Here is a 14,307-nt window from a genome sequence, read left to right on the forward strand (position 1 = left end):
AAAGCCTACTTGGATTCTCTGGAGCACAACTAATTTTCGTGTCATACCATCTGGTTGGCCGCCGTTTCGATTTTGAGATGCTCAGCGGCTTGATTTTGTGTTGTCTTTTTGCCGCTCCCTCAAATCTGAAATTTCTACTTGACTTTTGTTAGCAGGTCTCTCCACAAAGTGTCCGGCGCAAAAAAATTGCGCCGGACAGCAGGTTATTAAATCCGAACAATATAGTTTTGTTTGCGTGCTGCGGGCTGACCGGCTTCCTTAGCTGGATAACCCAATGCAATCGCTCCGACGCCACGCAAGGTTTCCGGCAGCTTCCACTCCCGCAGGAGAGCCTTACCGCTTTCACTGTCGAAAATCTCACGTTCCCGATGTACCCATACGGTTCCCAGCCCAAGAGCATGGGCGGCGAGCATCATATTTTCAAGGACGCAGCTTCCATCCTCTACGAAGGTGTTTGCGGAGCCATCTGCCAGAACCAAAATCACGACAGGCGCGCCATAATAAGGGTCTGTATTGTTCCCCATCACTTCTGCGTTTAACCTGGCGATTTCCTGCCGGTATTTGGGGTCTGTGATTGCAATGATGGTAGGGGATTGACGTCCTCCGCCGGTAGGTGCATAAGTCCCGGCTTCCAGTACAGCGTCCAACGCCTCGGAAGGGACAGGTTGCGGTTTGTAAGCCCGTACACTACGGCGCGTCTTGATCAGAGATAAGAAGTTGTTTTCCATAAAAAATCATCCTCCATTCTGTCAACATTTCCGAGATGCAGGCAACAAAAAAGCCACACAACTATCATAAGACAGTTGTGTGGCAAAAAGATGACCGAATCCGGAAAAGTCCACTCAAATTTTACGTCTATTATTGTAGCGAGCTTTCGGGAGACTGTCAAGTATCAATCTTTACGGAATTGTGGCGGCTGTCTGTTGCTTTTTGTGTTACTTTATGGCACATGAGCATTTGCTCAAGGAACATACTTACCTACATGTAGCAAGCGGCGATACTCCTATTCTGGAATATCGCCGCTTGCGTTCTTATATATCGAAACTTGTCACATCAAGGTTCTTTCAAAAATGGTGTAGCAGTGGTGTAGTAAGCGCCCTTCTGCTCCAAAGAACCACTGATTTTACAGGCTTTTTCAGGACTTTTCAAGATACTGCCGTGGCAAACAAACAGTATTTTGGTCATAGTGCTTTTCCTTCCGCATTTTTGCTTATTATGCCACGCGGCAGCAGGATACGTCAATCCATCCCGCGCAACAGGGTTGACATATGCGCTCTAACATGTTAGACTAAAGACAAGCTCTAACGCATTAGAGAAGGAGGCGGAGTCAATGGAAGTGCCAAAGGTTTTTGAAAGTGAATACCGCTTGTGCCTCATTTTGTGGGAGCACGAGCCCATCAAGAGCAGCGAACTGGTGCAGCTGTGCCGCGAGCAGCTTGGATGGAAGCCCACCACCACCTACACCGTCATCAAGCGGCTGAGCGAGCGGGGCGTTTTGAAAAACGAAAACACCATCGTGACCTCACTGGTGAGCAAGGATCAGGTGCAGGCCGCAGAGATCGACGAGCTGGTGGAAAAGACCTTTGAGGGCTCGCTGCCCGCTTTTGTGGCGGCCTTCACAAAGCACCGCAAGCTTTCGGCAAAGGAAGTGGACGAGGTGCAGGCAATGATCGACCGGTTCAGGGAGGAGGCTGAGCACGATGGCTGAATGGATGGCGGATGTGTTCATTGAACTTGTGAACCGCAGCATCGCCGCTTCCTGGCTGGTGCTGGCGGTGCTGGTGCTGCGGCTTTTGCTGCGCAGGGGGCCCAAGTGGGCCAGCGTTCTGCTGTGGGGGCTGGTGGGGTTCCGCCTTGTGTGCCCCTTCACGCTGGAAAGCGCGCTGAGCCTTCTGCCCAGCGGCGAAACAGTTCCGGAGAATATCATGCTCTCCCCCGCCCCGGCGCTGAACAGCGGTGTGGCCGCGGTGGACCGGGTGGTGAACCCCATCGTGGCCGAGACCTTTGCCCCCGCGCCCGCCGCCAGCGCGAACCCCTTGCAGGTGCTCATTCCCCTGCTGGCGCTGGTATGGGCGGCGGGCGTTCTGGCCCTCTGCTTATACACCCTTGTCAGCTGGCTGCGGCTGCGCCGCCGGGTGGCCGAGGCCGTGCCTGTGCGGGACAACATTTTTGAAAGCGGGCAGGTGCCCACCCCTTTTGTGTTCGGGCTGGTCCGCCCCCGCATCTATCTTCCCACGGCCCTGCCCGCGGAGGCCCGCGACCCGGTCATCGCCCATGAAGAGGCGCACATCGCCCGCCGGGACCACTGGTGGAAGCCCCTGGGATTTGTGCTGCTGACGGTCTATTGGTTCAATCCCCTTTTGTGGGCGGCCTACATCCTGCTCTGCCGGGACATCGAGCTGGCCTGCGACGAGCGGGTGGTGCGGGGCATGGGCCCCGGCCAGCGGGCGGACTACTCCCAGGCTCTGCTGGAATGCAGCACCGGCCGCCGGGCGCTGGGCGCATGCCCGCTGGCCTTCGGCGAAGTGGGCGTCAAAGCCCGTGTGAAGGCGGCGCTCCACTATAAAAAGCCGGCCTTCTGGGCCGTGGCGGGGGCGCTGGTGCTCTGCGCCGTGGTGGCGGTGGTCTTTCTCACCGACCCGCTCACTCCCCGCTATGATTTTTCCGAAAACGCCATTGCTTCCGCCACCGTTTGGGACTATGCCGAACCCAGCGAACGGGAGCTGAATGCCAGCCAGCTGGACGAGCTTACCAGCCGCCTGGAAGGGTTGCGCGGGCTTTCCCGCACCAATGAGGAGGGCTTCACCCCGCTGTACGCCCTGGTGGCGGAACTGGAGGACGGCACCACCCTTACCTTCAACGGCTACAGGGACGACGGCAGCCAGGTGCGCACGGAATATGATGGGCGGCTGTGGCAGGTGACGGACGAGGAGTTCTGCGCCTACCTTTATAATCAGTGGCAGGCGAGCGACACCGAAGAGGCCGTCTCCGGGCTGAGCCCTCTGGAGGAGTATGCCGACGCGCTGACTGATACTCTGGAACTGAAAGACGATCAGCTTTTCTTCACTCTTCCCGAAGAAGTGCCGGAAGGCGCGCAGCTGACGATACAGATCTCCGGGCGGGCGGAGTATGACGACGGGTTCAGCCAGAGCCTGCACTTTTTGGAGGATGCAAACTGGACGCCGGGCGAGCGATACTCCATCCCCTATGACACTGCGTACACGGAATTGGGCATGTTCCTTTATGCCGATTATCCTGACGGCAGCCAGGAAGAGCAGTTCATTTCGCTCCTCCGGCTCGCTGACGCGCTTATCTATGCCCAGAGCGCCCCGGCGCTGACCCCGGAGGTTGCCGACAAGTTCATCGCCGATACGCTGGCCAGTTTTACGATGACGTCCCGAGGCAACTATTCCATCGAGATGCCGGGCCCCGTCCCTGTTTCTGAGGATGGCAAGACCGGACTTTACCTTACCCTGAACGCCGTCTATTCCGAAGGCGTGGGCACTTTTTCCACAGATTCTTTTGACCTGACCCCCGATGACATGAAATACGGCGGCGGCAATGTGGTTGGAAAATTCACCGGCGATATGGAAAAGCTGACCAGCGTTTCTCTGAACATCTTTTTCATGACCGACGAAGGCGAAAACACGCAAAGCATCTACGCCCGGGGAAGCCTGGAACTGAACGCTCCCTTCACCTTTGATGAGCCGGCAGGCTATTCCGAGCCGATGGCAACGGTATACGAGGAAGGCGGCGCGACGAAGGCGCTTTATACCTTCAGCGACGGAAGCAAGGCTCTGGTTTCCATGGTCCTGCCCGCTGGTTTTACTGTGCAGGGCGACACGACCATCGATGAGGCAGGCATCCCCGTTCTCGACCTGCTGCAAAACGGCCAGCAGGTGGGCGCGATCCATCTGTGCGGTCTTGGGGTTACGGACGAGCCCACACTTGCAACGGTGGACACTGCCGCCGACAGTGTGCCCATGCAGATATTTGCCAACATGGCCCTCTCCAACCACGCGGGCTTTGAGGATTATCATGTGGTGCAAAGCTCTGACACCGGCGCTGTGGCCACCGCCCGGTATGTCTGGCAGGAACTGGGCACCACCGGCGCGGCGGTCACCGACCCCTGGAGCAGCCGCGACTGTGTGCTGGCCTACGACTGGCAGGTGCTGCCCTATTTTGTGGAGTTTGCCTTTGCCGACGGCGCTTTGAGCGCACAGCAGCTGAGTGCTCTGGCCGATGGCATCGAGCTCTCTGTTGGCTGAATTTTCTTCTCCCCCGCCTCCCGCGCGGGGGAGTTTTTGTATTCCCGCCCCCTCTTGCGCCCGGTGTTTAATCCTTCTATAATAGAAAGAGTTGATTTTGTAAAACAGAAGGTGGATGGAATGACAAAAGCCGTGGAGCCGATGACCAGCGGCACCATCTGGAAGCGGCTGACCTTTTTTGCGCTGCCGCTGTTTTTGGGCAACCTGTTCCAGCAGCTTTACAACACGGTGGACTCGCTCATCGTGGGCAATTTTCTCGGCAGCAGCGCCCTGGCGGCGGTGAGCAGCTCCGGCAGCCTCATCTTCATGCTGATTGGGTTTTTGAGCGGCATCGCCGGCGGCGCGGGCGTGGTGGTCGCCCGATTGTTCGGCGCCGAGGACAACGAGGGCGTGCAGCGGGCAGTGCACACCACGGTGGCCTTCGGTCTTGTGGCGGGCGTTGCCATGACCGCGCTGGGCGTGCTGCTCAGCCCTCAGATCCTCATCTGGATGGACACGCCCGAGAGCGTGCTGCCTCAGTCCATCACCTACCTGCGCATCTACTTTGCAGGGTCGCTGTTCTTTGTGATGTACAACATTTTCGTGGGCATCCTGCAGGCGGTTGGCGACAGCCGCCATCCCCTCTACTATCTGATGGTCTCCTCGGTGGTCAACCTGGTGCTGGACGTGGTGTTCATCGAGTTCGTGCACACCGGTGTGGGCGGTGCGGCCTTTGCCACCGTCATTTCCCAGGCAGTGAGCGCATTTTTGTGTCTTGCGCACCTGATGCGCAGCAAAGAGTGCTACCGCCTTTCGCTGCGCAAGCTGGGGTTTGACCCCTTCCTCCTGCGAGAGATCATTCGTCTGGGCCTGCCCTCCGGCGTGCAGAACTCCATCATCGCCTTCGCCAACGTGCTGGTGCAGTCCAACGTGAACTCCTTCGGCGAGATGGCCATGGCGGGCTATGGCGCTTACGCCAAGGTGGAGGGTTTCGGGTTTCTGCCCATCAACAGCTTCACCATGGCCCTGACCACCTTTGTGGGCCAGAACCTGGGCGGCCGCGAGTATGAACGCACCCGCAAGGGCGTGCGCTTCGGGGTGCTTGCCGCCGTGCTGCTGGCGGAGGGCATCGGCATGGTCATCTTCCTGTTCGCGCCCCAGCTCATCGCCGCTTTTGACGCGACCCCGGAGGTGGTGAAGTTCGGCACCGACAAGGCCCGCACCGCCGCTTTGTTCTACTGCCTGCTGGCCTATTCCCACTCCATCGCGGCGGTGCTGCGGGGCGCGGGCAAGGCCATCGTGCCCATGTTCACCATGATGGTCTGCTGGTGCGTCATCCGTGTGACCTTCCTCACCGTCACCGTGCCGCTGACCCACAGCATCCAGATGGTCTACTGGGTCTATCCCCTCACCTGGGCGCTGAGCTCGCTGACCTTTTTCTGGTACTATCATCACGGCAACTGGCTGAACTTTGAGATCGCCAACCGCCGCCTGCCCGGCCGCGCCGATGGAAAGGATTGACACGCCGCCCTGAATATAGTAAACTTATAAAGACGATTTTTGGCCCCGGCAGGAAGCCGGCGGCCCGGCGCAGAAGCGCTCTGTTCCCAGGCGATCATATTTTGTCCGATTTTCATATGCTGATGAAGGCGTATGACTTCCCCTGCGGGGAGGCATACGCCTTTTTATTTTGTCTGCCCGTTTGCGGCAAGAAAGGGATACTGCTTTGAAACTGCTGAAAAAATGTTCCGCCCTTGCGCTGGCTCTTGCTTTGAGCCTCTCCCTCGCGGCCTGCGCTGACGCGCCCGCTTCCGCCCGCCCCACCTCCTCCGCCCCGTCTCAGGCGGGCGGCACCCGGCTCATCACCGACGGCGCCTGGCGGCAGGTGGAGGTCCCCGAAACGGTGGAGAGCGTCGTCTGCGTCGGCGTGGGCGCACTGCGCTACACCTGCTACATGGGCGCGGCCGACCGGGTGGTGGGCGTGGAAGACTATGAAAACCAGCCCGATCTGACCCGTCTTTACAGCTATGTGAACGGCGAACGGTTCAAGGACCTGCCGGTCATCGGCACCAACGGCTCGCCCAACGCGGAGGAGATCATCACCGTGGACCCGCAGGTCATCGTGATGAGCGAGTACGCCTCGGCGGACGCGGACGAACTGGCGGCGCGCACCGGCATCCCGGTGGTGGTGGTGCCCGGCAGCGACACCACGCTGGATGAAAAAGCCTATGAGACGCTGCGGGTGCTGGGCGAACTGTTCGGGCTGGAAGAGCGGGCCGAGGAGCTGACCACCTATCTGGACGGCGTGAAGGAGGACTTGGCCGCCCGCACCGCTTCTGTTCCCGAAAGCGAGCGGCCCTCGGTGTATGTGGCGGGCGTCTCCTTCAAGGGAGCGCACGGCTTTGAGGGCACCGAGGCCCACTACGGCCCCTTTGAGCTTTTGAACGCCAACAATCTGGCGGACACCACCGGCCAGTCCGGCGCTTTTGACATCGACCCGGAGCAGGTGCTGGCCTGGGACCCGGACGTCATCTTCCTGGACTTCAACGGCATGGACCTCATCAATGAGGACTACGCCAAGAACCCCGATTTCTACAACGCCCTTTCCGCCGTGAAGAACGGCAAGGTCTATTCTCAGATCTCCTTCCGCTCCTACGCCTCCAACCTGGACACTGCCCTGGCGGACGCCTACTACGCGGGCAGCGTCATCTACCCCAAGCAGTTCGCGGACGTGGACCCGGTGGAGAAGGCGGGCGAAATTTTCACCACCCTGCTGGGTGAAAACCCCTACAACGACCTGAAGGAGGCCGGCTATGAATTCCGCCCCATTGTCCTCGGCGAATGACGTTCGGGACGCCGCATATCACCGCAACCAGGTAAAAAGCCTGTGCTTTCTGGCGCTGCTGGCCGTTGTGCTGGTGGCCGCGGCGCTGCTCTCGCTGCGGGCCGGGTCCTACAACACGCCCCTGGCGGAACTGGTGCGGGGCGTGTTCGGCCTTGCGCAGGACGAAAAAATAAATCTGGTGGTACAGGCCAACCGCCTGCCCCGCATCTGCACCGCCATTCTGGGCGGCGCGGGGCTGGGTCTGGCCGGGTGCATCCTGCAGGCCATTTTGAACAACCCGCTGGCCTCCGCCTCCACCCTGGGCGTTTCCCAGGGGGCCACCTTCGGCGCGGCCTTCGCCATCGTGGTGCTGGGCCTTGCGGGCAAAAGCGGCATGGGCGTCACCCTGTGCTCCTTCGCCGGCTCGCTGGCGGTGGCGGCGCTCATCCTGGGGCTTTCCCGCTTTCGGCAGATCAGCCCCGAGGGCATCGTGCTGGCGGGCGTGGCCATCAGTTCCATGCTCACCGGCGCCACCACCCTCATCCAGTATTTTGCCAGCGAAGTGGAACTGGCCACCCTGATGTTCTGGACCTTCGGCGACCTGGGCAGCACCGACATGAGCGACCTGCGGCTGACAAGTCTGGTGGTGCTGGCGCTCATCCTCTACTGCGTGTTCCACCGGTGGGACTACAACGCCCTGCTGGGCGGCGCGGAGATGGCGGTGAGCCTGGGCATCAATGTGCGAGGCCTCACTCTGGTGAGCATGCTGCTGTGCTGCCTGACCAGCTCGGTCATCGTTTCGCAGATCGGCCTCATCAGCTTCATCGGGCTGGTGGCTCCCCACGCGGTGCGCCTCGTGGTGGGCAACAACCACGTTTACCTCATCCCCGGCTCGCTGCTGGCGGGGGCTTCGCTGCTGCTGCTGGGCGATCTGTTCGCCCGCACCGCCATCGCCCCGGTCATCCTGCCCATCGGCGCCATCACCTCCTTTTTGGGCGGGCCGCTGTTTCTCTATCTTTTGTTCCGGGGAGGGCGGCAGCCATGATCGAAGCGAAAGGCATCTGTTTTCATTACAAAAACTGCCCCGTCGTTCTGCAGAACGTGGACTTTCAGGCGGAAGACGGACATTTTCTCGCCATTCTGGGCAACAACGGCGCGGGCAAAAGCACCTTGCTCAAGTGCATGAACGGCATTCTGAAGCCGGACGCCGGCAGCCTTCTGCTGGACGGTGAGGACCTGCTGACCATGCCCCACCGGCAGGTGGCCCAGCGTGTGGCCTTTGTGGCCCAGACGGTGGCCTCCACCCAGATGACGGTGCACGACATGGTGATGCTGGGGCGGCGACCCTACATGGGATGGAGTTTTTCCCGCGAGGACCACGACATCGTCCACGCCGCCATGGCGCGGCTGGGCCTGATGGACATGCGGGGGCGGTTTTTGAATCAGCTTTCCGGCGGCGAGCGGCAGAAGGTGATGCTGGCCCGGGCGCTGGCCCAGCAGCCCCGCCTTCTGCTGCTGGACGAGCCCACCAGCGCGCTGGACATCCGCAACCAGTATCAGGTGCTGAAGATCGTGGGCGAGCTGTGCCGCACCGAAGGATTGACCGCCGTGGTGGTCATTCACGACCTGACGCTGGCGCTGCGCTTCTGCGACCGCTTTTTGCTGATGCGGGATGGGCAGGTCTACCGCTGCGGCGGGCTGGAAGTGCTGGACAAGACCGCTCTGCGGGAAGTTTACGGTGTGGACGCCGAGCCCGTGGTGGTGAACGGACGGCACATCGTGCTGGTGAACGAATAAAAACGGGAGGGAAAACCAATGGACGAAAACAAACAGCTTTGGCAGAAGGCCGCGGACTTTCACGGCCATGTGTGCGGCGGGCTGACCATCGGCTACAAGGCGGCGCTTTACGTCATCGAACTGCTGGGCATCGAAATGGTGGACGGCGTGTGCTCCAAGGACGAGGAGATCGTGTGCATCACCGAGAACGACGCCTGCGGCGTGGACGCCATCCAGGCCATCCTCAGCTGCACGGTGGGCAAGGGCAACCTTTTGTTCCACATGCGGGGCAAGCAGGCCTTCTCCTTCTACAACCGCAAGAACGGCCGTTCGGTGCGGCTGGTGCTGCGCCCCGCCCCGGCGGGCATGACCCGGGAGCAGTCCTTCGCTTACTACCAGGCTCACGAGCCCAAGGAACTGTTTGACGTGAAGGCCGCCACGCTGGCGGTACCCGAGCGGGCCAAGCTTTTCGACTCCTACGTGTGCGAGAACTGCGGCGAAGTGACCGGCGCTAACTGGGTGCGGGTGGCAAACGGCAAGCACCTGTGCCTGGACTGCTGCGCCTCCTACGACCGGTTCAACGTCTGACCCTTAACGCAAAGCGCCCTTCCCTCTCATTGGGGGAAGGGCGCTTTTGTATATCCTGCACAAATCAAACATAAAATTTTTGTTGTTTCTTTTCTTTGTCTTGACTTTTGAGCATCCCATGATACACTAATACTTGCTCAATTAACAGTTATCCGATTAATTAATTTGCCGAGCCGCGGGGAGGTGAAGAGATGGGACCAAAACAGATCGAGGTGCTGCGGCACATCAACCGCATTTCCCTGCTGCACCGGCTGCGGGTGCACAACCTGCTGAGCGACACGGGGGTGTGGGGTTCGCAGATACCCGTTCTGCTGCATGTGGAGCGCAACCCCGGCTGCACCCAGACGGACATCGCCGAGCATCTGGGGGTATCCAGCCCGTCCATCGCCACCTCCATCAAGCGGCTGCAAAAGGCCGGCATGCTGGAAAAGCGGGCGGACGAGGCGGACATGCGCCGCAATCACATTGAACTGACCGAGCGGGGCCGCAGCACGGTAGCCCGGGGCCGGGCCTGCTATGACCAGGTGGTGGAGCGGATGCTGCGGGATTTCACCGGCAGCGAAGTGGACACCCTGGTGAGCCTGCTGGCCCGGCTGGAGGAGAATCTGGCGGGCGACGAGTACCGGGGCAGAACGGCCCTCAGCCTTGCAGAGGCGGCAGACCGCCCCGCAAAATCGGACGGAGAGGAGAGAGAACACCCTTGATAAAGACCCTTTTGAAGTATGCGGGCCCCTATAAGAAGGAGTCCATCCTTGCGCCTTTGTGCGTGACCGCCGAAGTGCTGCTGGAGATCACCATCCCGCTGCTGATGAGCCGCATCGTGGATGTGGGCATCGCGAACCGCGACCTTGCCTATGTGGCAAAGCTGGGGCTGCTGATGATCCTGATGGCCCTGGCGGGCATGGTCATGGGCGGGGCCAGCAGCCGTTTTTCCGCCGTGGCCGCCATGGGCTTCGGCAGCGAGCTGCGGCTGGCGGCTTTCCGCAACGTGCAGAATTTCAGCTTTTCCAATGTGGACAAATTCAGCACTGCCAGCCTTGTGACCCGTCTGACCACCGACGTGACCAACACCCAGAACGCCTACCAGATGTGCATCCGCATGCTGGTGCGCGCGCCGGTGATGCTCATCAGCGCCACCTTCATGGCCTTTTCCATCAACAGCGAGCTGGTGACGGTGTTCCTCGTGGCCATTCCCGTGCTGGCCTGCGCCCTTGTGTGCGTCGTCCGGCTGGCCTATCCCAAGTTCATCGCCATGCTGGCCAGCTATGACCGGCTGAACGCCAGCGTGCAGGAGAACCTCATCGCCATCCGGGTGGTGAAGGCCTTCGTTCGCTCGGAGTACGAAAAGCAGAAGTTCAGGGAAGCCAACGACGGCCTGATGGACCAGTCCATCAAGGCGGAGAGCATCGTCATCACCCTGATGCCCATCATGCAGGTCACGGTGTACAGCTGCATCATCGCCATCCTCTGGTTCGGCGGCCAGCTCATCATCGGCGGCGTGATGCTCAGCGGCGAACTGATGAGCTTCATCAGCTATGTCACTCAAATTCTGATGAGCCTGATGATGATCGGCATGGCCTTCACCCAGCTGGTCATCAGCCGGGCTTCCATCCAGCGCATCGTGGAGGTTCTGGACGAACAGCCTGAGATCGTGGGCGCACCCGAGGGCGAAGGACCCCAGCTGGAGGACGGCAGCGTGGAGTTCGACCATGTGAACTTCAAGTATGCCAAGACCGCCGGCGAGGACGTGCTCAGCGACATCTGCCTGTCCATCCGCTCGGGCGAGACGGTGGGCATCCTGGGCGGCACCGGCAGCGCCAAGACCTCGCTGGTGCAGCTTATCCCCCGCCTTTACGACATCACCGGCGGCCAGCTCTCCGTGGGCGGCCACCCGGTGAAGGACTACAACCTGGACGTGCTGCGCCACGGCGTGGCCATGGTGCTGCAGAAGAACGTGCTGTTCAGCGGCACCATCCGGGAGAACCTGCGCTGGGGCGACGCGAACGACACCGACGAGGAGCTGGTGGAAGCCTGCAAGGCGGCCAGCGCCCACGACTTCATCACCTCCTTCCCCAAGGGGTACGACACCGACCTGGGGCAGGGCGGCGTGAACGTGTCCGGCGGGCAGAAGCAGCGTCTGTGCATCGCCCGGGCGCTGCTGGCGAAACCGAAAATTCTGATTTTGGACGACTCCACCAGCGCGGTGGACACCGCCACCGACGCGGCCATCCGCGAGGCGCTGCGCACCCACCTGAAGGACTCCACCAAGATCATCATTGCCCAGCGTGTGGCCAGCGTGTGCGACGCTGACAAGATCGTGGTGCTGAACGACGGCAAGATCGCCGACATGGGCACCCACGACGAACTGATGGAACGCAGCGAAATTTACCGCGAGGTCTACACCTCGCAGCAGAAGGGGGTGGAATAAATGGCAGGACGTATTCCGGGCGGGCCCGGCGGCGGACGCCGGGGCGGCTTTGAGCGGCCCAAAAACGCGCGGCGCACCTTTGCGCGGGTGCTGGGCTACATGCTGCGCCAGAAGTGGCTGATGCTGTGCGTGCTGCTGTGCATCGCCGTCAGCGCGGGCGCGGGCGTGTTCGGCACCTATATGCTCAAGCCCATCATCAACGAGGGCATTCTGCCGCTCATCGGCCAGCCCCTCAATTCCACCACCCTCGCGCCCCTCATCGGCATGCTGGCGCTCACCGCGGCGGTGTATCTCGTCGGCGCGCTGTGCACCTTCATCCAGCAGATGGTGATGACCCGCGTCTCCAACCGGGCGCTGAACGGCATCCGGCGGGACCTGTTCAACAAGCTGCAGGACCTGCCCATCCGCTACTTTGACAGCCGCACCCACGGCGACATCATGAGCCTGTTCACCAACGACGTGGACACCCTGCGCCAGGCGCTGGCCCAGGGCCTCATCCAGCTGGTGACAAGCGCCGTGACGCTGGTCTCCACCTTCATCATGATGCTGGTGCTCAGTCCCCTGCTGACCCTGCTCATCGTGCTGATGCTCATTGTGATGATCAAGATGATCGCGGTAGTGGGCAAGCGCTCGGCCAGCGGCTTCATGGCCCAGCAGCGGGCGCTGGGCGCGGCCAACGGCTACATCGAAGAGATGATCGAGGGCCAGAAGGTGGTCAAGGTGTTCTGCCACGAGGACGCGGTGAACGAGCACTTTGCCCAGCTGAACGAGGACCTGCGTCAGGCCGCCACCCAGGCCAACACCTACGCCAACATCATCATGCCCCTGATGGGCAACCTCTCCTATGTGAACTATGCCCTCACCGCCGCCGTGGGCGCGGCGCTGGCCATTGCCGGGCGGATGGACCTGGGCACCATCGGCAGCTTTTTGCAGTACACCCGCTCCTTCAGCCAGCCTGTGACCCAGATCAGCATGCAGTTCAACGCCATTCTGGCGGCGCTGGCGGGCGCGGAGCGCATCTTCGCCGCCATCGACGAGACGCCGGAACTGGACGAGGGCTATGTGACCCTGGTGAACGCGGTCATCGGCGAGGACGGCACCATCACCGAGAGCGAAAAGCGCACCGGCCAGTGGGCCTGGAAATGGCCCCACCACGACGGACGGCTGGAGTATGTGCCGGTGCGGGGCGACGTGACCTTTGAGCATGTGGACTTCGGCTATGACCCGGAGAAGATCGTGCTCCACGACCTGAGCCTTTACGCCCGGCCCGGCCAGAAGATCGCCTTCGTGGGCTCCACCGGCGCGGGCAAGACCACCATCACCAACCTCATCAACCGCTTCTACGAGGTGCCGGACGGCAAGATCCGCTACGACGGCATCAACATCACCAAGATAAAGAAGGACGACCTGCGCCGCAGCTTGGGCATGGTGCTGCAGGACACCCACCTCTTCACCGGCACGGTGAAGGAGAACATCCGCTACGGACGGCTGGACGCCACCGACGAGGAGATCGTGGCGGCGGCAAAACTGGCCAATGCCGACTTCTTCATCCGTCACCTGCCCCAAGGCTATGACACGGTGCTCACCGCTGACGGCGCCAACCTGAGCCAGGGCCAGCGCCAGCTGCTGGCCATTGCCCGGGCCGCCGTTGCGGACCCGCCGGTGCTGATCCTGGACGAGGCCACCTCCTCCATCGACACCCGCACCGAAAAGCTCATCGAAAAGGGCATGGACAAACTGATGGCGGGCCGCACCGTCTTCGTCATTGCTCACCGGCTTTCCACCGTGCGCAACTCCAACGCCATCATGGTGCTGGAGCACGGGCGCATCATCGAGCGGGGCGACCACGACGACCTGCTGGCACAGAAGGGCCGCTACTATCAGCTTTACACCGGGCAGTTCGAACTGTCCTGACAAACGTCAAAAAAGGCCTCCGGGTGATGCACCCGGAGGCCTTTTTCTGTTTTGTTTTTCAGCGGCCGCGCTCTTTCATGGCGCGGTCGATGTCCCGCTGGGCGGCCCGCTTCGCGGCGGTCTCCCGCTTGTCATAGAGCTTTTTGCCCTTGCACAGGCCCAGCTCCAGCTTCACCCTGCCGTGTTTGAAATAGAGCGCCAGCGGCACCAGCGTGTAGCCCTGAAGCTTCACTTCCTGGGCCAGCTTGCGTATTTCATTCTTGTGGGCCAGCAGCCTGCGGGCCCGCAGGGGGTCACGGTTGAAGATGTTGCCCTTCTCATAGGGGCTGATGTGCATGCCCCGCACATAGAGCTGGCCGTCCTCCACGTCGCACCAGGAGTCCTTCAGGTTCACCTGGCCCATGCGCAGGCTCTTCACTTCGGTGCCCACCAGTTCGATGCCGGTCTCCAGGCTTTCCACCACGAAGTACTCGTGCCGGGCCTGCCGGTTCAGGGCAATGGTTTTGGTTTTCACTTGTTCGGGCATTTGC

13 protein-coding genes are annotated in these 14,307 nt (G+C 61.1%); 10 read left to right on the plus strand and 3 right to left on the minus strand.

Going from position 1 to position 14,307, the window contains the following annotated elements; all coding sequences use genetic code 11:
- Nucleotides 1-206: 206 nt before the first annotated feature.
- Both ACMI1Q_RS02385 and ACMI1Q_RS02390 read right to left on the minus strand, forming a co-directional pair.
- Nucleotides 207-728: a nitroreductase gene (locus ACMI1Q_RS02385; RefSeq protein WP_205151839.1), complete on the minus strand. Its 522-nt coding sequence runs from the start codon at nt 726-728 to the stop codon at nt 207-209.
- Nucleotides 729-1,053: 325 nt separating this feature from the next.
- A complete protein-coding gene (locus ACMI1Q_RS02390) occupies nt 1,054-1,185 on the minus strand; it encodes a hypothetical protein (RefSeq protein ID WP_419502679.1) in 132 nt (43 codons plus the stop codon).
- A gap of 145 nt (nt 1,186-1,330) precedes the next feature.
- On the opposite strand from ACMI1Q_RS02390, the gene ACMI1Q_RS02395 reads away from it, so the two are divergent.
- The 10 genes from ACMI1Q_RS02395 (at nt 1,331) to ACMI1Q_RS02440 (ending at nt 13,777) form a co-directional block, all read left to right on the plus strand.
- Nucleotides 1,331-1,708: a BlaI/MecI/CopY family transcriptional regulator gene (locus tag ACMI1Q_RS02395; protein WP_177521377.1), complete on the plus strand. Its 378-nt coding sequence runs from the start codon at nt 1,331-1,333 to the stop codon at nt 1,706-1,708.
- Nucleotides 1,701-4,268 carry a M56 family metallopeptidase gene (locus tag ACMI1Q_RS02400; RefSeq protein WP_419502680.1) on the plus strand — a complete coding sequence of 856 codons (2,568 nt, stop codon included), beginning with the start codon at nt 1,701-1,703 and terminating at the stop codon, nt 4,266-4,268. The genes ACMI1Q_RS02395 and ACMI1Q_RS02400 overlap by 8 nt, the downstream gene beginning before the upstream one ends.
- Nucleotides 4,269-4,388: 120 nt before the next feature.
- Nucleotides 4,389-5,768 (plus strand): MATE family efflux transporter, encoded by a 1,380-nt coding sequence (locus ACMI1Q_RS02405; protein WP_419502681.1) that lies wholly within the window; start codon nt 4,389-4,391, stop codon nt 5,766-5,768.
- A 205-nt stretch (nt 5,769-5,973) separates the two neighbouring features.
- On the plus strand, nt 5,974-7,092 hold the full coding sequence (locus ACMI1Q_RS02410; protein ID WP_419502682.1) for an iron ABC transporter substrate-binding protein: 1,119 nt from the start codon (nt 5,974-5,976) through the stop codon (nt 7,090-7,092).
- Nucleotides 7,061-8,116 carry a FecCD family ABC transporter permease gene (locus ACMI1Q_RS02415; RefSeq protein WP_419502683.1) on the plus strand — a complete coding sequence of 352 codons (1,056 nt, stop codon included), beginning with the start codon at nt 7,061-7,063 and terminating at the stop codon, nt 8,114-8,116. The genes ACMI1Q_RS02410 and ACMI1Q_RS02415 overlap by 32 nt, the downstream gene beginning before the upstream one ends.
- Nucleotides 8,113-8,868 carry an ABC transporter ATP-binding protein gene (locus ACMI1Q_RS02420; RefSeq protein WP_394980654.1) on the plus strand — a complete coding sequence of 252 codons (756 nt, stop codon included), beginning with the start codon at nt 8,113-8,115 and terminating at the stop codon, nt 8,866-8,868. Before ACMI1Q_RS02415 ends, ACMI1Q_RS02420 begins: the two co-directional genes overlap by 4 nt.
- An 18-nt stretch (nt 8,869-8,886) precedes the next feature.
- A complete protein-coding gene (locus tag ACMI1Q_RS02425) occupies nt 8,887-9,435 on the plus strand; it encodes an FmdE family protein (RefSeq protein ID WP_419502684.1) in 549 nt (182 codons plus the stop codon).
- Between the two features lie 191 nt (nt 9,436-9,626).
- Entirely contained in the window at nt 9,627-10,139 is a 513-nt protein-coding gene (locus ACMI1Q_RS02430) for a MarR family winged helix-turn-helix transcriptional regulator (protein ID WP_330058778.1), read from the plus strand.
- Nucleotides 10,136-11,863: an ABC transporter ATP-binding protein gene (locus tag ACMI1Q_RS02435; protein WP_419502685.1), complete on the plus strand. Its 1,728-nt coding sequence runs from the start codon at nt 10,136-10,138 to the stop codon at nt 11,861-11,863. The genes ACMI1Q_RS02430 and ACMI1Q_RS02435 overlap by 4 nt, the downstream gene beginning before the upstream one ends.
- Nucleotides 11,864-13,777, plus strand: coding sequence for an ABC transporter ATP-binding protein (locus ACMI1Q_RS02440; protein WP_419502686.1), 1,914 nt, complete (start codon nt 11,864-11,866; stop codon nt 13,775-13,777).
- A 58-nt stretch (nt 13,778-13,835) separates the two neighbouring features.
- Here the strand turns inward: ACMI1Q_RS02440 and smpB are convergent, their stop codons facing one another.
- The gene (gene smpB, locus ACMI1Q_RS02445; RefSeq protein ID WP_330057354.1) at nt 13,836-14,303 is read right to left on the minus strand and encodes an SsrA-binding protein SmpB; all 468 of its coding nucleotides are present in this window, start codon (nt 14,301-14,303) and stop codon (nt 13,836-13,838) included.
- Between the last annotated feature and the right edge of the window lie 4 nt (nt 14,304-14,307).

The organism is Candidatus Allofournierella excrementavium (assembly GCF_048526665.1).
Classification (GTDB): Bacteria; Bacillota; Clostridia; order Oscillospirales; family Ruminococcaceae; genus Allofournierella_A; species Allofournierella_A excrementavium.

Excerpts from the sequence above, each read along its gene's own strand:
- ACMI1Q_RS02385 (WP_205151839.1), bottom strand. The coding sequence starts at position 728 with ATGGAAAACAACTTCTTATCTCTGATCAAGACGCGCCGTAGTGTACGG.
- ACMI1Q_RS02390 (WP_419502679.1), bottom strand. The coding sequence starts at position 1,185 with ATGACCAAAATACTGTTTGTTTGCCACGGCAGTATCTTGAAAAGTCCT.
- ACMI1Q_RS02395 (WP_177521377.1), top strand. The coding sequence starts at position 1,331 with ATGGAAGTGCCAAAGGTTTTTGAAAGTGAATACCGCTTGTGCCTCATT.
- ACMI1Q_RS02400 (WP_419502680.1), top strand. The coding sequence starts at position 1,701 with ATGGCTGAATGGATGGCGGATGTGTTCATTGAACTTGTGAACCGCAGC.
- ACMI1Q_RS02405 (WP_419502681.1), top strand. The coding sequence starts at position 4,389 with ATGACAAAAGCCGTGGAGCCGATGACCAGCGGCACCATCTGGAAGCGG.
- ACMI1Q_RS02415 (WP_419502683.1), top strand. The coding sequence starts at position 7,061 with ATGAATTCCGCCCCATTGTCCTCGGCGAATGACGTTCGGGACGCCGCA.
- ACMI1Q_RS02420 (WP_394980654.1), top strand. The coding sequence starts at position 8,113 with ATGATCGAAGCGAAAGGCATCTGTTTTCATTACAAAAACTGCCCCGTC.
- ACMI1Q_RS02425 (WP_419502684.1), top strand. The coding sequence starts at position 8,887 with ATGGACGAAAACAAACAGCTTTGGCAGAAGGCCGCGGACTTTCACGGC.
- ACMI1Q_RS02430 (WP_330058778.1), top strand. The coding sequence starts at position 9,627 with ATGGGACCAAAACAGATCGAGGTGCTGCGGCACATCAACCGCATTTCC.
- ACMI1Q_RS02440 (WP_419502686.1), top strand. The coding sequence starts at position 11,864 with ATGGCAGGACGTATTCCGGGCGGGCCCGGCGGCGGACGCCGGGGCGGC.
- smpB (WP_330057354.1), bottom strand. The coding sequence starts at position 14,303 with ATGCCCGAACAAGTGAAAACCAAAACCATTGCCCTGAACCGGCAGGCC.